Annotated in this window: 18 protein-coding genes and 1 riboswitch; of the genes, 13 read left to right on the plus strand and 5 right to left on the minus strand. The window is 47.5% G+C overall.

The window, feature by feature from the left end:
• Positions 1-759 precede the first annotated feature (759 nt).
• Positions 760-1,785 (plus strand): Gfo/Idh/MocA family protein, encoded by a 1,026-nt coding sequence (locus ACJJII_RS20335; protein ID WP_444917521.1) that lies wholly within the window; start codon positions 760-762, stop codon positions 1,783-1,785.
• Between the two features lie 27 nt (positions 1,786-1,812).
• On the opposite strand, the gene ACJJII_RS20340 is transcribed toward ACJJII_RS20335, so the two are convergent.
• Positions 1,813-2,217 (minus strand): secondary thiamine-phosphate synthase enzyme YjbQ, encoded by a 405-nt coding sequence (locus ACJJII_RS20340; RefSeq protein ID WP_444917522.1) that lies wholly within the window; start codon positions 2,215-2,217, stop codon positions 1,813-1,815.
• 53 nt (positions 2,218-2,270) lie between these two features.
• Here ACJJII_RS20340 and trmA point away from each other — a divergent pair, with 53 nt between their 5' ends.
• On the plus strand, positions 2,271-3,359 hold the full coding sequence (trmA, locus tag ACJJII_RS20345; protein WP_444917523.1) for a tRNA (uridine(54)-C5)-methyltransferase TrmA: 1,089 nt from the start codon (positions 2,271-2,273) through the stop codon (positions 3,357-3,359).
• Positions 3,360-4,353: 994 nt separating this feature from the next.
• Entirely contained in the window at positions 4,354-7,119 is a 2,766-nt protein-coding gene (locus ACJJII_RS20350; RefSeq protein ID WP_444917524.1) for a di-heme oxidoredictase family protein, read from the plus strand.
• A gap of 425 nt (positions 7,120-7,544) precedes the next feature.
• On the opposite strand, the gene ACJJII_RS20355 is transcribed toward ACJJII_RS20350, so the two are convergent.
• The 3 genes from ACJJII_RS20355 to ACJJII_RS20365 all read right to left on the minus strand — a co-directional run bounded on the left by ACJJII_RS20355 (position 7,545) and on the right by ACJJII_RS20365 (position 10,086).
• Positions 7,545-8,495 carry a DUF2608 domain-containing protein gene (locus ACJJII_RS20355; RefSeq protein WP_282932393.1) on the minus strand — a complete coding sequence of 317 codons (951 nt, stop codon included), beginning with the start codon at positions 8,493-8,495 and terminating at the stop codon, positions 7,545-7,547.
• 427 nt (positions 8,496-8,922) lie between these two features.
• Complete coding sequence (locus tag ACJJII_RS20360; RefSeq protein WP_413662386.1) at positions 8,923-9,216, minus strand: hypothetical protein; 294 nt, start codon at positions 9,214-9,216, stop codon at positions 8,923-8,925.
• Positions 9,217-9,249: 33 nt separating this feature from the next.
• Positions 9,250-10,086 carry an SDR family NAD(P)-dependent oxidoreductase gene (locus ACJJII_RS20365; protein WP_444913351.1) on the minus strand — a complete coding sequence of 279 codons (837 nt, stop codon included), beginning with the start codon at positions 10,084-10,086 and terminating at the stop codon, positions 9,250-9,252.
• A gap of 61 nt (positions 10,087-10,147) precedes the next feature.
• Positions 10,148-10,263: riboswitch (TPP riboswitch) on the plus strand.
• 55 nt (positions 10,264-10,318) lie between these two features.
• On the opposite strand from ACJJII_RS20365, the gene ACJJII_RS20370 reads away from it, so the two are divergent.
• The 6 genes from ACJJII_RS20370 to ACJJII_RS20395 all read left to right on the plus strand — a co-directional run bounded on the left by ACJJII_RS20370 (position 10,319) and on the right by ACJJII_RS20395 (position 15,556).
• Positions 10,319-12,460 carry a TonB-dependent receptor gene (locus ACJJII_RS20370; protein ID WP_444917525.1) on the plus strand — a complete coding sequence of 714 codons (2,142 nt, stop codon included), beginning with the start codon at positions 10,319-10,321 and terminating at the stop codon, positions 12,458-12,460.
• A gap of 61 nt (positions 12,461-12,521) precedes the next feature.
• Positions 12,522-12,785, plus strand: coding sequence for a hypothetical protein (locus ACJJII_RS20375; protein ID WP_444917526.1), 264 nt, complete (start codon positions 12,522-12,524; stop codon positions 12,783-12,785).
• Positions 12,778-13,431 (plus strand): nicotinamide riboside transporter PnuC, encoded by a 654-nt coding sequence (pnuC, locus tag ACJJII_RS20380; protein WP_444917527.1) that lies wholly within the window; start codon positions 12,778-12,780, stop codon positions 13,429-13,431. Before ACJJII_RS20375 ends, pnuC begins: the two co-directional genes overlap by 8 nt.
• 9 nt (positions 13,432-13,440) lie before the next feature.
• Positions 13,441-14,322 carry a phosphotransferase gene (locus tag ACJJII_RS20385; protein WP_444917528.1) on the plus strand — a complete coding sequence of 294 codons (882 nt, stop codon included), beginning with the start codon at positions 13,441-13,443 and terminating at the stop codon, positions 14,320-14,322.
• A 166-nt stretch (positions 14,323-14,488) separates the two neighbouring features.
• Complete coding sequence (locus tag ACJJII_RS20390; protein ID WP_282932387.1) at positions 14,489-14,956, plus strand: nuclear transport factor 2 family protein; 468 nt, start codon at positions 14,489-14,491, stop codon at positions 14,954-14,956.
• Between the two features lie 156 nt (positions 14,957-15,112).
• Positions 15,113-15,556 carry a YtoQ family protein gene (locus ACJJII_RS20395; RefSeq protein ID WP_444917529.1) on the plus strand — a complete coding sequence of 148 codons (444 nt, stop codon included), beginning with the start codon at positions 15,113-15,115 and terminating at the stop codon, positions 15,554-15,556.
• A gap of 67 nt (positions 15,557-15,623) precedes the next feature.
• On the opposite strand, the gene ACJJII_RS20400 is transcribed toward ACJJII_RS20395, so the two are convergent.
• Complete coding sequence (locus ACJJII_RS20400; RefSeq protein ID WP_444917530.1) at positions 15,624-15,923, minus strand: GFA family protein; 300 nt, start codon at positions 15,921-15,923, stop codon at positions 15,624-15,626.
• Positions 15,924-16,029: 106 nt separating this feature from the next.
• On the opposite strand from ACJJII_RS20400, the gene ACJJII_RS20405 reads away from it, so the two are divergent.
• From ACJJII_RS20405 to ACJJII_RS20420, 4 genes are all read left to right on the plus strand, one after another.
• On the plus strand, positions 16,030-16,941 hold the full coding sequence (locus ACJJII_RS20405; RefSeq protein ID WP_444893545.1) for a LysR family transcriptional regulator: 912 nt from the start codon (positions 16,030-16,032) through the stop codon (positions 16,939-16,941).
• A 212-nt stretch (positions 16,942-17,153) separates the two neighbouring features.
• Positions 17,154-17,822, plus strand: a complete 669-nt coding sequence (locus ACJJII_RS20410) for a class I SAM-dependent methyltransferase (protein WP_444917531.1) — start codon at positions 17,154-17,156, stop codon at positions 17,820-17,822.
• A gap of 126 nt (positions 17,823-17,948) precedes the next feature.
• Positions 17,949-18,575: a hypothetical protein gene (locus ACJJII_RS20415; protein ID WP_444913355.1), complete on the plus strand. Its 627-nt coding sequence runs from the start codon at positions 17,949-17,951 to the stop codon at positions 18,573-18,575.
• A 41-nt stretch (positions 18,576-18,616) separates the two neighbouring features.
• On the plus strand, positions 18,617-19,096 hold the full coding sequence (locus ACJJII_RS20420; RefSeq protein WP_444917532.1) for a low molecular weight protein-tyrosine-phosphatase: 480 nt from the start codon (positions 18,617-18,619) through the stop codon (positions 19,094-19,096).
• The last annotated feature ends 10 nt before the right edge of the window (positions 19,097-19,106 follow it).

Consider the following 19,106-nt stretch of genomic DNA (forward strand, 5'->3'; position numbering starts at 1 on the left):
TATTTTTTAAGCTAAAGAAAAAGCCGGAATCACATGAATAACAATACTGAGCGAACATAATTTGGCAGAATTGTGACGCAGTTAACACTGAAAACATGTAGCTATCGCAGCCTTGAACATGTACCGAATAAACAATTTCTTATTGGAGGAAAAATATTTAACTACAGCAGTGAAAATGTGACACGATCACTTTGCCATCCACTTTCAACATGCACCATGTATGAGCAACCTTGAAAAATCTACAACAAGAGTGTTGGGTTTGCATCACTACTCAGGACAACGCCGACAAGAAATAGAACCGGCTGCTGCATGGGTATATACGAAATGTATCTTCTGGTTGAACTACTATATTCAAGCTAACCCCACCACTCTTGAAACAACTATTCTCACTTTCCATTTGCCTTGCACTACACCCTCTTCCCTTCCAGCGGATAAAACGAATAGATACCCCCACTTTTAGGCAGCCCCTAACATATACCTCATTAACATAAATAGATCAGCACTTCGAGAGTGGAAAAGAATACTTGCTTAATTGATAAAGCTACCGTCCAAAAACTAATAGCTGCTACGGGAATAATTATCAGCCACCTAAAAAGGCTTATTATTAAACTCTCACCTTCTGGCCAAATTTCTTGCTTGGGCTCGACTTACCCTCACAATACCATCGAAGATTTTAAGCAAAAGCTTCTCTCTATCATCTAATCTAAATACCACCAGACCGGCGCCCGGGAGCCCCAACCCACTTCGAGATGTCACCCAATGTCAAAATTGCATTTCGGGATCGTTGGCACAGGCAATATTGCTGACTTTACCGCCCGAGCCATCAGCCAGGCTGGCAACACCAGTCTTTCCTCCGTCACCAGCAGGCGGCATGCAGCAGCCAAAGAGTTCGCCCACGAACACGGGATACCCAATGTCTACCCGGATTGGAGGTCACTGGTAGAGGCGCAAGATTCGGATGCCATTTATGTCGCCAGCCCCACCACCAGCCGCGAGGAAATCTGCCTCGCGGCACTGGCCAACCATAAGCATCTTCTCTGCGAAAAACCTTTTCTCAATACTGCCTCGGTCGACAAAATTGCCGCCAAGGCTCAGTCTGAAGGATTGGCATTTATGGATGCCACACATTTCACCCATCACCCCCGCACTGCCAAGATTATTCAGCGGCAAAAAAATTATCTGGGCCAAGTTAATAGAGTTCACAGCGCCTTTTTTATCCCAATGATGGACCGCGACAATATTCGCTTCAATTCACAAAAAGAACCCACTGGCGCAATCGGGGATATCGGCTGGTACAACATGCGTGCAATCGTCGAATATATGCGCCCTACAGGAGCAATAAAGACAATTTCAGGAGCGATAAAGCGGGACTCGCAAACAGGGACCATTATTAGCGGTGCGGGCCTGATTGAATTTGCCAGCGGACAAACTTCAACTTTTGACTTCGGCTATGACTCAGGCGTTTGGCAAATGGACCTGGATATTCTGGGTGAAAACGGCCTGATCCAACTGGATAACTTTGTGCTCGACTGGAGAGACAGCGCAGTCTTTTACAACCCTGAATATACGCCAGAATTTGTGATTCGCCGGGGGGAGGCATCCCCAGACGAGTTCGAGCACCAGCAAGTGCCAATAGAGCGATCGCAGGCGGTACAGATGATCGAAGACTTCTGCCACTTAACAACCCCAGATAATAAAGTTGATCGTATCCAGGCTATCGAGAGGGCCCGCGCAACCCAGTCATTGATCGACCAGTACTGCCAGGCAGTTGGCGTAGCCGTCTAGCTATCGCCACCAACGCGCCGTATTGAATCAGATATGCAGGATAACGTGCCGAGCCCCGTGGTGATGGCGGTGCTCCCAAAGGTAGATCCCCTGCCAGGTACCCAGCATCAAACGCCCCTTTTGCACTGGAATGGACAAGCTGGTCGCGGTAAGGCTGCACTTGATATGAGCCGGCATATCATCTGGCCCTTCAAGGGTATGAGTGTAAAGCGAGTCATTTTCCGGCACCAGTCGATTAAGCCAGCTCTCAAGGTCACGGCGCGCGCTGGGGTCGGCATTCTCCTGGATCAGTAAGCTTGCAGAGGTGTGCTGTATGAAAAGTGTACACAGACCCTCATCGGGAGCCTGTTCACTGACCCAATCAACTACACTGCCGGTAAACTCGTGAAGCCCCTGCCCATGAACCGGAATTTTTATCTCACCTATTGCCATACGGTTTCCTATATAATTCGCGCCCGCTTTTTGTACTGACACCGCATTGTAATATGGCACTGTACCGCGTTAATACTGACGACTACCCACAACAGCTTCAAGACAAGGCCGAGCGCCTGCAAGAGGCTTACAGCAAGTTCACTGACCTGGAGCCGGAACTCTTCCCCTCCCCGCCCATTCACTACCGCCTGCGCGCCGAATTCAAGGTGTGGCATGAGGGAGGTGTAGCCAATTACGCCATGTACCGCCAGGGTGAGTACAAGAAGCCCTTTATCATCGATGAATTTACCGTCGGCTCTGAGCTGATGAATCAGTTGATGCCGAAGGTGCTGGCTGCTGTCAATAATAGCGAAGTCCTGCGCAAGCGCCTGTTCTCCGCCGAGTTTCTTACCACGCTGAATGGTGATGCGCTGATTACGCTGATCTACCACAAGAAACTGGATGAGACCTGGGAGCAGGAAGCCAAAGCACTCCAGGCACAGCTAGGATTCCCGATTTTGGGGCGCTCACGCAAGCAAAAAGTGGTTTTGGAGCGTGATTTCGTTACCGAGAAACTGGATATCGATGGGAAAACTTACCAGTACAAACAGGTGGAAGGTAGCTTCACCCAACCCAATGGAGAGATCTGTCGCTCCATGATCCAGTGGGCGAGAAGTGCCTGCGGAGATAGTGATAGCGATCTGCTGGAGCTCTACTGTGGCAATGGCAATTTCACCATCCCGCTCAGTGAGAAATTCCGCAAGGTCCTGGCCACTGAAATCTCCAAGGTATCGGTAAATTCCGCCCAGGAGAATATCGCCAACAACCAGATCACCAATCTGGATATCGTACGCCTGTCCAGTGAAGAGTTTACCCAGGCCATTGATAAGGTACGCCCCTTTCGCCGCCTTAAGGATATAGATCTGGATAGCTACGATTTCTCCACCGTCCTGGTTGATCCTCCCCGAGCGGGCTTGGATGAAGACACCTGTGCGATGGTCGCCCGCTTCCCGAGAATCCTGTATATCTCCTGCAATCCGGAAACCCAATTGGAAAACCTGGAGTCGCTGACCAAAACCCATCGCATTGAACGATTTGCTCTGTTTGATCAGTTCCCTTATACAGATCATACGGAAACCGGGTTATTGCTAGTGAGGAAGTAGTGCCTCACTAGCTGAAGGCCTCCAGCATTCTGATCCTATTGAACGCTGGAGGCCTTCCTAAGTCCATTTATAAAATCACCATAAAGATTCAAAGCTCAGCAATACAAGTAGCTTTTAAAAACTATACTCATTTCTCGATATTATCTGAGCCGAAGAGATTTCAACTTACTTTCCAAACGATGAGCACCATTAAATAATCTACACACCCTGCTCAAGTCATTGCTGTATTAATCAATAGCTAAAACCAACCACTCCAGTAAGCTTGGACTTTTTATAAGAATCAGGCTCGATTAAGCGATGTTCAATGTTCGATAACCACTCATAAAAAAGTAAGGCCCACCTTTCAATATACATAATACCTTCACGTATAAAAAATGAATTATCGAGACTTAGAGCGTGACACCTAGTGTTGGTGAGCTTGTTAATTAATAAAAAACACCCATGGGAATAAAGGTAACTGTGGGTAGAAAACTAAATACCAATCTTTAAATAACTATTTTTAGCCGTGTCAAATCTTACACAAGACTAAAGATTAACTTTTTAACGCACTCAGCATCACAACTGACACACGATATCAATCTATAAGCCAGACCTATTAAATAAACCAATCTAAATCACAGACATAAGGTGAACCCTGTCGTATTCATCATGCGAAGTAAAACAGGAAGCTGAGAACAAGTTCATATCGCTTTCCTTCTTAACTTAAATTCATCCCCTCTGGGCGCAGCATAACGATGAACATAAAAAATATAACTATTATGTCGCCCTACAAATCAAGCTAGAAAATTCATTCCCAACATTAGCCAAGAGCAATCATCACCAAAAAACAGCAGCACATGCAAACAAAAGGACACACACTAAAAATAATAGTTAAATTATTTTTACCCCGAACCAAGCACACTTAACAAAAATTTTGAAATTCTCCTTTTAAATTAAAGAAAAAGTTCATTTCATCACTATTACTATATATAGCTGTTGATAAAACGAGAAATATATGGATCCGTATTTCAAGAAAACAATCAATCCACTGGCAAAAATCTATTTAACAGCATTTTTCGCCTTATTCATAATGGTATTGTCCGGATGTGGTGGTGGAGGCGGGGATAATAGCTCTGATGAAGACCCCACAGAAGCTACCCCCAACTCTCAGGGCAACGGCTCCACTGATGAAACACCGACTTCAAGCGGTGACCCGGATGAGTCCGACGAAGAGACACCAAATTCAAACAGTGATCCAGCTGAGTCCGATAAAGAGGTTGGACAAAATATTGCAGGTAGTGGAACTATCTCTTCCAGTTCTGGCAACGGGGTCCTTGCCATTGATGACTTAAGAAGGACACTTTGGGAAAGTGGTGATACTGCCAGCACATCAAGCCTCACCCTTGACCTTAAATCTACACACTTGCTCAGCAAAGTGGTCATAGACTGGGGCGATCACAACGCAAAATCTTACGAGGTACTGGGCTCAAGCGACGGCACAACATGGACCACCCTGGCAACAGCTGATTCAGGAGAATATGGCCAACGCATTGATTCTCACCTAATTGGTGGAGAGTATCGCTATGTCCAGCTAAACGGAACTGAACTCAGTGAGGGGAGTTCGCAATATAGTTTGTGGGAACTGATGGTTTTTGATCGTGCGGCAGAGGAAATTAATCAAACCGTGTCCATAGAATATACCCCTCTATTTGATACTGAGCAGCCAGAAGAGGAGCCCCAACACTGGTATATTCAGGAAGATGGCACCATTGTAACACTGGCAAGTGGCCGAGCACGTCTGCGACATGAATCCGAGGATAGTTTTTACGAGTTCCCGACCTTCTACTTTGAACACAGAACCTTTGGCATAGAGATTCACGACCATACGCCCGCCGGTGAGAACCTGATTGAGATCTTTTACTCTGCCGAATACGCGCTTTATCGGCCACCCGAATGCCGCTCCTCTTATTCAAATGAACACCGCGCTGACTTTAATAGCAACGCCAGATTTGATGAAACCCCTTTCCGGGAAGCTGATGAAGATGGGAGAGGCCAAGTCTGGGTATGTCGTATCACCTACGATGCTCACGATGGTGATGACGGGCAGCTGGAAGTCGGCGAATGGATGGAGGTGGAGTTTCAGCAATTCATTGGCATTGAGGAGGGCGATGAGAATGTCAGTGGGCAGACAGTTTACTACACAGACACCTACCGCATTCTCCTAGGCCAACCCGGTATTCATATGGTTGCAGACCTGGAAACTGAGACCGCTGTTGAAAGTGCCGGTGAAGCAACCGCAGCATACATCAGGGCTACTGACCCGGTACCCGCTTCAGAAGTCATTTCAGTAAATACTGACGATAATACTCTTACCTACTATGCAGGCAGCGATGGTAAATGGGCAACGGCTTCCGACGCTGATGCCGTTGAAGTCACCTACCCAATACTGGATGGTATTGATGTCTATGATACTTACATCGTGGATAGCGGAATCGCCGACTGGACAGCCTATTTCAGAGAAGCCCTCAACATCCAGTGGGAGACGCACAACGAGTTTCTAGATGGTCGCAGGATATTCCACACCCGGTTTAATACCGGAGAGCACGAGGAACTCGGGAACCCAGACTTCAACCATATGGCAAACCTATCAGCAGGCTTAACCATTGAGCAATCATGTCTGGCGTGCCATATCAATAACGGCCGGGGCCCGGCCCCCTCAGAGGCTAGTGTTCCCAATTCGATGGTCTTTAAGCTGTCGTCCGGTGCAATAACCCAAGCAGGACAACCCCTGCCAAACCACTACTTTGGCCCTGTCCTCCAAACCCATTCACTCAATAGTGACATAGCCCCAGAAGGATCTATTCAAGTCACCTATAGCCCCATTCAAGGTAGCTATGCCAATGGGGATAGCTACACCCTACAGTCCCCCACTTATGTAGTAACAACCAATGAAGGTGAAAACACATCCGCTGATTACTTTTCGCCACGTATGCCACAAAACATCACTGGCTTGGGCTTACTTGAGGCGGTTGACGAAACAGAAATCCTTGAGTGGCACGACCCTAACGATTCCAATAGCGATGGTATCTCTGGGCGAGTATCACTGGTCGATACGGGCTCAACACCTCTTCCCCAGGTAGGACGCTTTGGCTGGAAGGCTACCCAACCGAGCTTGCGCAGCTTCTCAGCAGATGCGTTGAACAATGATATTGGCGTGAACACAGCACTGGAACCCAATGCAAACTGTGGTATCGAACAGCTGGAATGTAAAAAGCACAGTAATCACAACGAAGAGCTCACTGATTCTCACCTGGACGACCTAACTACTTATCTTCAGGCACTGGGCGCACCGCCCAGAAATCCCGATTTAATCAATGAATCCATCGTGGCTCAGGGTGAAGCTCTATTTGAATCGATCAACTGCTCATCCTGTCACCGGCCAGAGATGAACACCAATCACGCTCACCCTCTTGAGGAGTTGAGAGGCAAGGTCATTCGCCCCTATACAGACTTACTCCTGCATGATATGGGCGAAGGTTTGGCAGACAACTTGACGATTAGCGCGGAGTACAACCGCGAGTGGAGAACGCCTCCCTTATGGGGATTGGGTGTTAATAGCGCAGTGAATGGTCACAGTAATTTGTTGCATGATGGTCGCGCCCGGTCTATTGAAGAAGCCATTCTCTGGCACGGGGGAGAAGCTGCTGAGAGCCAACAGAACTATATTGATCTGTCGGCTTCAGAGCGAAACTCGCTACTCAAGTTCTTACAGTCGCTGTAAACCATAACCTAACCAATCACAAGGGTATCCAGCTAAGGTCATAGCTTGCTGGATACCTTTCTGGTGGAGATATACGTTATTGTTCACTGGAAAAATTCAAAGCTTTTACAGAAACGTCCATCCGCAAATAACGTGCTCTATTTTTATCAAAACTTAAAAAATCGATTCAGTAGCAATGGTGCGGCAAGCCTGCACTCCGCTAAAAAGACCTAGGCGCGTGGCTCGCGAAATTACAGCCGGTTAATGCTCCTCCCTCTTCAACTGAGTTATAACCGATTAATCGTTATACAACGACTACCATCTCTTCTGAGTGCTCTGCACCTCCAAAATCGATTAAACATTAGAGGTAGACGTATACACTTCCCTTTTTACTTGGATGACAGTTTAGAAATGGAGCCGTTGAGCTTAGTTACAAGGAAGTTAAACTAGTTTTCAACAGCCGGCATTAATAGCGCACTATTAAGACTCGCCATGATGGTTTCCCATCTCTTTTTCGCAGTTTCTTGTAATGCTTTTTTCTGAGGCCCGTCCATAAAATCCTGCTTGTGCTTACTTAGACGGGTGTAGTGCAGGGCTATTACCTCATATTTCTTATTGTCCTTGAATGCCTGGTAAACACTTTCGACATTCTCAAAACTGTCATCAATGAAGATAATGTTGGAAATTAGGTAGTGCTCACTACTATTAGCCGAAGAATTGTAGGATCGCAGCAAGCAGTCAAGCATAAAACCTTTATCTTGCCCGGCTAAGTACATAATACCTTGCCGATAGCTTACTGGCCTTGCCTCACTTAAATCACAGGGCTTAAACGGACTTGCAAGGCTAAATTGATTATTTGGACTGAAGTTGAGAGTATTTGACCGAATAAGCTCTAATAAATTTTGGTAGGACGTATTCGGGGTTGGCAAGCGTTTGAACTGTCTCTCGGTAGCTGAAACATCTGCATCGCCCCTTGCAGTTTCAACCATCAATCGCACCCCACTTTGCCTCAAACTGTCAAGTACCGGCACAATATTGTCATCTGTATAAACCATATTGCTCACAGAGAAGAGCAAACCGGATATATTAATCAACTCCTCTTTTGTTTTTGCCACAAGGAAACCTGAATTAGGATCGGTTTCCAATAAAGTTTCTTGCCATGAGTACCAAGCTGCGCCACCAAGATATTGACATTGAGACTTTTCAGCGCAAGGCATCATACTCAAGGTGTCATCATTATCCATAACCAGTAACGTATTTATTGGGGTGGCTGACTCTTCAATTATATTCTGGACGTCCTCAAAGCTGTTCACCTCTTTCTTAATAGCACCGGCAGACACACAATGAGAAGCCACAATTAAAACAATCGAATACAGTAGAGAATTAAACTTGCTCATAAAATAAATTCCTTTTTACTTACCCTGATTATTAACACAAAAAAGTGAATGGTTTTGGCGTAGCTGGAGACAGAGACTGTACTGGCATAATGCCTAGACTAGATAGTACTTAACTTGTGCCCCTGAAAAATAGCAATTTATCATTCAGAGCCAAAAAAACAGAAAATCGAATCAAGTTCTGAGGGGGTACCAAATAGGAAGCGTAAGCCGCCAGCTCTATTAGCAAAGAAATAATACTTAATCTGTGAATAATTTGAACAGAGCTTCATATTGTTGTCGTACAATACAACCACCAGCCCCTTAAAAGATATACTTTTCCCAAACCCGGATATTAGATTCTGCTATTAGCGGCATAAAGTTGCCCCTCCCCCAACTCGGCATGCTGATAATTCGGCACGCCGGGTGCTTCTAAATAAGCTACTTCCCATTAAGCGAATCTGCGATCCAAATTCAAGGCACCACAGCCCTGACAGTGTTTTATAAACGCTTCTTCTATGCCCAGGGGCTCCTGGCAGTAAAAGCAGTGCCCAGATCTTACCGTTATATGAACAGCCAATTTTTTGCTGTAGAGCATAGGCAATTTAAGTTCACCGCTCAGCGCTTTTATCAAACTTACGCTAATACGCCCCTCAGAAAAATTCCGCGTAATTTTTTGAATGTTCGGCAGGGCCTTATCAGCAAACTCCCAAACTTCACCACAGTGGTCACAGGAAATCATCATTTCCCAATTTACTCCGCCTTTCCAAAGATACAATTATTTTAGTCCCAAAGGCTGAAGTATTTTCTCCATCTGCTTAAAGGAAAGGCGACACAGCAAAGAAGGAAATAATCTTTCCAGCCACCACAGCAACTTAAGTTTTGCTGGCACAACAATGATTTCTTTGTTCTTTGCAATTTGAAACAAAGCCTTTTCTGCAAAAGCATCAGCAGATATTGGCCCCAGAGGCTCGAACATCTCTGCCTGCTGTTGAAGTGGAATGGGGGTTGGCATCCGCCCACTGACGCCACCTCCCTGCAAAATCGGCGTTGATACTGCCCCGGGACACAAAACACTCACTCGTACACCGCAGGACTCAGCCTCAGGGCGAATAGCCTTTGATATTGCCACCACAGCACTCTTGGAGGCTGAGTAGGCGGCCATTGCTGGCGACGGAACTAAAGCCGCCATTGAGGCAGTATTGATAATATGGCCAGAGCCCTGGCGCTTCATGGCCTGGAAACCACATTGGAGCCCATGAATAACGCCAAACAAATTGATATCAATCGCCGCTTTCCAATCTTCAAGATTATGATCGGAAAAATATCCACCCACTCCTATACCAGCATTGTTAAAAAGGAAATCTAACGGAGATATTTCACTAATGACCTGAAAAAATTGATCAAAATTACGAACATCCAAGTGAACAAACGATGCTCTCCCACCGGACTCCTGTATTTGGCTGACAACCTGCGTAGCCAGGTCCCGCTGGATATCCGCGATAATGACTTGAGCCCCAAGTGCTGCCAGTCGACAGGCCAAGGCCGCACCGATTCCAGAAGCACCACCGGTAATCAGTGCCGTCTTGCCACTAAAGTAAGATACCTGATCCATAAGCGCTTTCCCTTCCTTGCTTTTACCACTTTATACCCCAGTTTCTGCTATCATCGCGCCCGCAAAACCTAAGGGGTGGCCTTGCCTGAGATGTCCGGGGATCAAATTGGTCTGTCGCGACAAACCCTTGAACCTGATCCGGTTAATACCGGCGTAGGAATAGGTAGACAAAGCAAAACCTCCCCACGTCGCACTCCGGGTCTCTTTCACTGCCGCTATTCGAGAGAGAACCATGAAAAAACAGTTTCCCACCCACCCTATTGCCTGGTCTGTCAGCCTTGCCAGCAGCCTGTTCGCTGGTATCGCCACCGCTAATACCGCAGAGACAGGGCTTGAGGAAGTGGTGGTTACGGCACAGCTACGGGAAACCAACCTTCTGGAGCTTCCTTCCAGTGTTACCGTGCTGGATGAAAGCGCGATCGATGCGCGGGGCGCGGCCAATCTGGACCAGCTTTTGAACATGGCGCCCAATGTGAATTTTTCCTCCGGCGCCTCCAGGGGACGATTTGTACAGATTCGCGGAATTGGTGAGCGCAGCCAGTTTATCGACCCAGTAAACCCCTCAGTTGGCCTGATCATCGACGGTATCGACTATACTGGCCTGGGGCTCGCAGCCAGCACCCTGGATATCGATCAAGTGGAAATCCTGCGGGGCCCACAGGGCACCGTGTACGGCGCTAATGCCCTGGCCGGCCTGATCAACATGACCAGTGCAGCGCCCACCAGTGAGTCGACCACCAAGGTGTCCGCCGAGCTAAGTGAGTACAATGGACAGAGTCTGTCCGCGGCTACCAGTGGTTCTTTGAGCGATGCTCTTGGCTATCGATTGGCTGCCAGCAAACGCAAATCCGACGGCTATACCGAGAATGTGTATCTCAACCGCGATGACACCAGCAATATTGATGAGTCTGTACTGCGCGGTAAGCTGGCCTACTCCCCGTCCGACGATTTAAAGCTGGGCATTACCCTCTTCTATATCGACGTTGATAACGGCTACGATGCTTTCTCTCTCTATAACACTCGCGAAACCCAATCTGACCAGCCCGGCTGGGATCGCCAGGAAACCTTTGCCGGCGCATTGACTGCTCAATGGTCTGGTAACGAGAACTTTACCCTAGAAGGCACCCTCAGCCTCGCCGATTCAGATACAGAATATGGCTACGATGAGGATTGGAGCTATGTCGGCTTTCATCCCTGGGAATACAGCTCCACGGATAATTACCAGCGCGATAAAGACAATATCAGCATTGACCTTCGCGCACTCTCTACCGAAGAGTCCAAGTTATTCTGGGATCGCAGCCACTGGGTTGTGGGCCTTTATGGCCGCACGGAGCGCGAGGACCTGAATCGCAACCAGAGCTTCCGCAGCACTTTTGATACTGAAAACTCTGCCATCTACGGCCAGCTCTCTACGGAAATCACCCCAGCGATCAACTTGATCACCGGTCTTAGACTGGAAAGACGCGAAGCCGATTACTCTGACTCCTATAACATCGATGCAGATAATGGTGAAAATCTGTGGGGCGGCAATATCTCCCTGCAATACCATTACACCGGCAACACCCTGCTCTACGCTACGGTTTCCCGGGGCTATAAAGCCGGCGGTGTAAACGGCAGAATCATCTCAGAATCAACAAGCAACACTGAGATCAACAGTGACATGTTCGAGTTCGATACCGAACAACTGCTCAACTATGAATTAGGTATTAAGGGCAGTTGGCTGGAGAATCGTTTGCAAGCCCAGGTTGCCGCTTTCTACCAGGACCGGGATGACGTTCAGGCCAAGGTTTCTATCTTTAACCCTGCCGACTACTCATTTAGTGACTACCTTGCCAATGCAGCCGGCGGAAGTACTACTGGTCTGGAGGTGGAACTGAACTATCAGGCTACCGACGCCCTGCGCTTTTTCGCCTCTGCTGGCTGGCTGAATGCAGAATTCGAAGACTACGAAAGCAGTTCCCACGTCGATGCCCGCGATGACTACGCAGGAACGGTGTTGGCTGCGGTTGATCTGGATGGCCGCGATATCGCTCACGCCCCCAACTACCAGTTCTTCACCGGTACAGAAATCGATCTGCTTCCCAACCTGATCTTGCGATTGGAGCTTGAGGGTAAAGACGAATTCTACTTCTCAAACAGCCACGACGAAAAATCCACAGCCTACGAACTGGTCAATGCTCGCCTGACCTACCAGGGAGATAACTGGGATGTTGCCCTGTGGGGAAGAAACCTGACTGATGAAGATTACTATGTGCGCGGGTTTTACTTCAGTAACCAATATGGCAACAACCCGGCCAACGGCTACGCACCCGAGCCCTACTATCAGTATGGTGAGCCCCGGATTGCCGGGGTAACAGGCACCTACACCTTCTAATCACTCAGTGACTTTGGGGCAGCGTTTCGCTGCTCCAAAACTCTCTATCAAGAGGGAAATTATGCAGCTCTCTGTCGAAATCAGTATGTATCCGTTAAAGGACGAGTACATCCCGGCTATTCAAGCGTTTATCGCACAGTTAAACAGCCATCCAGAACTCAAGGTAATCACCAATACAATGAGTACTCAGGTGTTTGGGAATTACGATCTATTGATGGATGTGCTCAAGTTGGAAATGCGCAAATCCTACGAGCAGTTTGGCCGCGCCATTTTTGTATGCAAGTTTATTGACGGCGACCTGGTCCCGGGAGAAGCGCATGTTTGACCAGGATATCAGCACCGCAATCAGCGCTTCGATTGCGGCCATGTCCCTCTGGGAGGTAGCCGCTGTAATACTGGCTCTGGCTTATTTACTTCTGGCCATGAGAGAGAAAATCAGCTGCTGGTATGCCGCCTTTGTCAGTACGACGATCTACTTGTTTCTGTTTTGGGATGTCAGCCTGTTAATGGAGTCTGCACTACAGGTTTTCTATCTGCTGATGGCAGTTTATGGCTGGTGGCAATGGCGAAATCACCGAAACCAGCAGGACGATCTGAAAATCCACCGCTGGAGCGGAAAAACCCACTCGATAGTTATTGGCGCTACCCTGATACTGACTTTACTGATCGGCTACCTGCTGGATCACAACACCAGTGCCGCCCTCCCCTACCTGGATTCATTCACGACTCTGGGGGCAATCGTCACCACCTATATGGTCACCCGGAAGGTACTGGAGAACTGGCTTTACTGGATTGTCGTAGACGGAGCTTCAATCTATCTCTACCTGGACAGAGAACTCTACCTTACTGCCGTATTGTTTATGCTGTACCTGGTGCTGGTTGTGATTGGCTATTTCCAGTGGTTGGCCATTTTCCGAAAAGAGAAACAACAACCCGATAGCGCTCCTCAAACAATGGCAGCGGCACAGTGAACAACTGATATGAGCCAGGACTTGAGCAACATCATCCCCAACGATTGGCATCATTGGAGCAAGGCCCGGCCCACGGTGGTCAGGGCCCTGGCTGGGGGGCTGACCAATAACGCCTTTCTGGTTGAGTCCGCCGATCAGCGGATGGTGCTGCGGATAAACTCCAGCATCAGCGATCAGCTCAATCTCGACAGGGCTGCTGAACAGCAGGCGCTGCAAGCTGCCACATATTCCGATAGTTGTGCCCCTTTGGTTTACTGTGACCCGCATTACCGATATTTGCTGACCCGCTATATTGAAGGCACTCCCTGGGATAAAAATGTCGCCCACAGTTTGGAAAAACTTGCCGATCTGCTGCGCCGTATACACGGCTCCCCTGCAATTGATGCCCAATTAAACATCGGTGAGAAAATCTCTAGTTACAGGCAGTTTATCGACAAGCGAGCCAGTTATTTCCACTTGCTCGACACACTGCAAGAGAAACTTCCGCAATTAATTGACGCTGCTTATCGGATGGGCGACGAATTTTGCCTGTGTCACAACGATCTAACGGTTGGCAACCTGATCTGGGCTCCCTCTGACAAGCTATACGCTATCGACTGGGAGTACGCAGCAATGGGGGATAAATTCTATGACCTCGCTGTTTTGGTAGAGGAACACAACTTGAATCAGCGAGAGCAAAATAGTTTACTGGAGTGCTATCTTAATCGCACTGTGTCACCTGAAGACAATCAGCGCTTGGGGTTATGGCGGCTGATCTACGGTTACCTTTGTATTCTCTGGCACGGGGTACAATGGAGTAACCAAACCCAAAGGTCCCCGGAGCAAGGGAGATATATCGGGAAAAAAGCCCAACAGTTATTGAAAGGCCTATCGGCTCACAGCCTCAGCTGAGTAATCCCTGCTAGAATAGGCCCAGTCCCTAAGAAGCGACTTTCAGTCACTGCGGCGCAATCCAAGTTGCTTTCGTGGTTGCTACCGAAGTAATTCAACTAGGGCCCGACTCGGCTAAAATACTCCCCTTTTTTCACACCCCTAAAATAACCACAGAGGTACTCCTGTGATCAGATCATTTTTTGCAATACTACTTACCTTGATCGCAATCAACGCACAAGCAGTAGAGAAACCCGAGGGTTTTAAAACGATAGACGGGCTGTTTGCTGCGCTTTCAAACCTGGACCACCAGGCTATGCGAGACGGCGTCAGCGACGATTTTATACTCCTTGAGCACGGTGAAGTCTGGGATATTGAAGACCTTATCGCCGTAATGAAGCCCAAGCCCTCAAAGCTGGAAAGAATCAACTACTTCAGCATTATCAATTTTGAAGAGCGTGAGAACCTGCTGACCATCAACTACTGGACCAAGTCCATTTTTAAATCCGAGGATGGCAATAAAGAAGCGGTGTGGTTGGAAAGCGCCATTGTTAAGAAAATCGATGGCAAGTGGCTAGTAGCCCAATTGCACTCAACCCGCCTGCCCGCAGAGAAATTCCCCAAAGATGTCCAGTTTGAGCAGCAAGTCCTATAATAAAATGCCTTACAGGCCCTGATCGCACAGGGCCTATGTCCATTTGATCTCTCTCAGGTCCCTCCCAACTGGAACAACTACCGGATTTCAAAGCTTCCAAGTGCTAGTATGTGACTCTAAATTGCATATTAGTCTCCAGTTCTAAAGGGCCACTCAATGAAGCTTAATGTTTACCTCTCCGGCGAAATCCACTCCGATTGGCGTGCGCAAATTATCGAAGGTTGCCAAAAAGAAGGGCTGGATATCTCCTTCTCTTCCGCAGTCACCAACCACGACGCCAGCGATGCCGCCGGTGATGGCCTGGGTGAGGAGCAGAACGCTTTCTGGCGGGATCACAAATCTGCCAAAGTTAACGCAATCCGAATCAAGCACCTGATTGAAGACTGTGATTTGGCGGTGATTCGATTTGGCGAGAAATACAAACAATGGAACGCCGCATTTGATGCCGGCTTTTGTGCAGCCTTAGGCAAGTCCTATATCACACTTCACGATGAATCCTTGGTGCACGCACTCAAGGAAGTGGACGGTGCCGCCCAGGCCTGGGCACAGACCCCCGCACAGGTTGTCGATATCCTGAAGTACTTAACCACTCAGGCCTAAAAAGCTTCTGGATAGCAAGCCGGCAGGCATCTACTGACAAAACTGCACAATCAATAGGTGCTGCCAGCTAAAAGCCGTAATTAAGGACACCGGCATAGTTCGGCCGAGAGGCTGCCTCTGCTGATAGGTTGTGCACTAGCTCGCCGCTACGATTGATCGCATAGATTTCCGCACCGCAGTGCTTGCAGAATGCCTTCTCCCGCAAAGCCCCCTCTTTAAAGTGATATTTGCGCAGTGAGTTTTCAGGATCGCTGATATGGTTAGCGACTTCAGTATCAGCGTGCCCCCTTTGGCCCGCTGGTACAAACAGGGCATCTATAAGCTTGTTGAAATGAATCGCTCCACAATGACAAGTTAACGGATTCATAGCCTTATCTCCCTGGTCGATTAGTATGGGGAAGCAGTTTACTATTTACTTTAATTTAACAAAGGGGATATATTGAAAAGATCTTTTAGCTTTAAGGAAACAGTCTGTGCGCAGAGAGTACGACAAATACCACTTGATCAACGTTTTTTGCAGTGTTGTTGATCACGGTTCCTTAAGCAAAGCTGCCAAGCACTTGGGCCTGTCTACGCCCACCGTAAGCAAGACTCTCGCCCAACTTGAACAGGCCCTTGGCCAGGTATTACTCAATCGCACCACCCGGGCAATCGCTGTCACAGACGCCGGAAGGATTGCTTACCAGAAAGGGCAAAAAATAATCAGCTCATTCACCGAGCTGGAAGACCAGATTGCAGAGGCGGCAACGCTCACCCGAGGAAAATTAAAAATCACTTTTCCGGAAACCCTCGGCTTAAAAGTATTCAGTCATATCTGCAATGATTTCCAGAAAGCATTCCCCGATTTCAGCTTGGAGCTTATCTTCAGCCCCTATCACCTGGATTTAATCGAGGACGATATCGACATTGCTTTTCGCGTCTGGGAAACCCTGCCCGATTGCCAGTTTTACGCCCAGCCCCTATTTAGTATCCGCCCTATTTTTATTGCCGCACCGACCTATCTGGAAGAACACGGCTGCCCCAAATCCATTGCCGAGCTCAGCCAACACAACATCATGCTAACCCGCCTTGACGGCCTGGAAGATGGCTGGTCAATTGATGGGAAGTTCTATCAATTCAATGGAAATTTAATATCTAACAAAACTTTCCATACCCGAGCAGCCGCATTAAACGGGAATGGCATTGCCAAGCTTCCCTCCTATTTTTGCCAACGGGACATCAAAAAGGGGCGACTGGTAGAGGTACTCCCTGACCTGGAGCGAAAAGATAAAACTGTAGGTGCTATCTATAAAGTAAAGCGAAAAGATTCAAAGAAAATTGACGTTTTTTTGAACTTTGCACAAGAGCGCTTGCAGGAGTATGACTTTAGCCTGTTTGATGAGTGAGAATGTGCCACTAAAGAACTCTGCAGCGATTAGAGATCCTCTGTGAAACACTCAGCTGTTTAGCACCACATTAGGTGGTACCATAGAACAATAATAAGCGGCTTGCTACTGGGGCTGAAGAGAGTGAAAACAATACTCTCGAAATACACTGTAGATACATCCCCTCTCCTTTATTGGTAAAGCCGCACAACAGTCATACATTGGAGCTTGAAGTGACAATCACTAAAGAGGTCGAACAAGGCCAAGCTGTCTATTCCAAACCCGTACTTTGGCTTTATGATATGTGGGTTCTGGGCATATCAAACCGCTTTATTTGGAAGTGCCCAACTCCTGGAATACTAGAGCACTTCAATCGAAATATATCTTCCAACCACTTGGATGTAGGTGTTGGAACGGGCTACTTTATGGACAAGTGCCATTTCCCCTCCGACAAAGTCCGCCTCGCCCTGATGGACCTGAATCAAAACAGCCTGGATATCTCAGCGCAAAGAGTGGCTCGGTATAATCCAACACAGTTCCGCTGCAATGTCCTGGATAAAATTACTTTAGAGACTGAAGTTTTTGATTCAATCTCCTTAAATTACCTATTTCACTGCCTTCCCGGCAAGCTGTCAGAAAAACTGGTTGCGCTGGATAATGTCGCAACCCTGCTATCGGATTCAGGCACCGTATTTGGTTCCACCATCCTGTCCGAAGGCGTACCGAAAAGTGGAGCTGCCAAGAAATTAATGGCTATCTACAATAAGAAAGGGATATTTTCTAATACCCAGGATTGTGAAGAGGACCTCAATACATTCCTTGCCAGTCGATTTAAGGAGTACAAAATAGAGGTTCGCGGGTGTGTAGCACTATTCAGTGCGCGGTACAAAATCACTGGCTAGAGTATCTATAGGGCACTTATGAGGATGAAGTTCTCGTTTAAGTTGGGGCTGAATAGTCCACTGATATTCCTTACCTTGTTAGCTTTAGCAGTAGCTCCCACTTATTGCCTGGGCCTGCATTTCAGTGTGTTTGAAGATAAATTTGAGTGCATTGATATTCACAATTCTCTAAACTGTGCACGGTCAATCGAAAGTGGATTGAGTGATCAGGTCAACCATATCCAGCGGACGCAACCAGGGCACCTGACTATAGCCCTGAATAGCGGGAAATTACTGACGTACACAGACATCCTTCCCGCTAATAATCCCGCAGAACATATAGCCTACTCTGCAATTGAGCAAATAACTGATAACCTGCTACTGATTCATCAACAGCTCTGGGAAGCACATTCCTATATTTTGCTAGACTTGAGAAACGGCCATGAATATTCTCTTGCCGGCTACCCTTTGCTGTCTCCGCAAGGCGGATATCTTTTTGTTGCCGAACAAGACCTGGACGCCGGTTTTAATGAAAATGCCTTACAAGTTTACAGCTTATCTGCAAATTCTTTGGACTTACTATACGAGCTAAAGCCTGAAAACTGGGGACCAGACCAAGTTTACTGGACGACAGAAAATACGGTCTCTTTTATTAAAAAGCAGCTTAATCCCAACTACCTTTCAAGTAAACACCAGCCGTTTTATATTGAGACTAAAGCTGTACTTTCTATTGCCCCTGATAGCCAGCGTGTAAACATTCGATATTTTGATTAAAATACCCCTCTTTAATTTACCCAAAGTATCTTGGAGCTATTTTGACAGCTAATTCAGGTCTCTCGATATTATTTGTCTGCCTCGGTAATATTTGTCGTTCTCCCTTAGCCGAAGCCGTTTTCCGCACCAAGGCACAGCAGGCGGGTATTCCTGTTTCCGTCGACTCCGCGGGCATCATCAGCTACCACGCAGGTAAGCGACCAGACCCCCGAACTTTGGCTATTGGTGAAGAAAATGGCTATTCGTTTGAAAATAGCTACGCTCGCCAGGTAGCCACTACCGACTTTACAAAATATGATCATATCTTTGCGATGGACAAAGATAACCTGGAAGCACTGCAATCCTTGCAGCCTGACTCATCAGAGGCCCAACTAGGGTTATTTTTATCAGTGTTGCAAGATAGTGATTTAGCTGAAGTACCCGATCCTTACTATGGTGGTATTGAAGGGTTTCAAAATATTCTCCAGCTTATAGAACAAGCATCTGATGCATTTATCGAGCAGCTTAAAAGCAGAGAATAAGCAAAGCCCC

It is taken from the genome of Microbulbifer maximicatervae (SeqCode) (genome assembly GCF_052467825.1).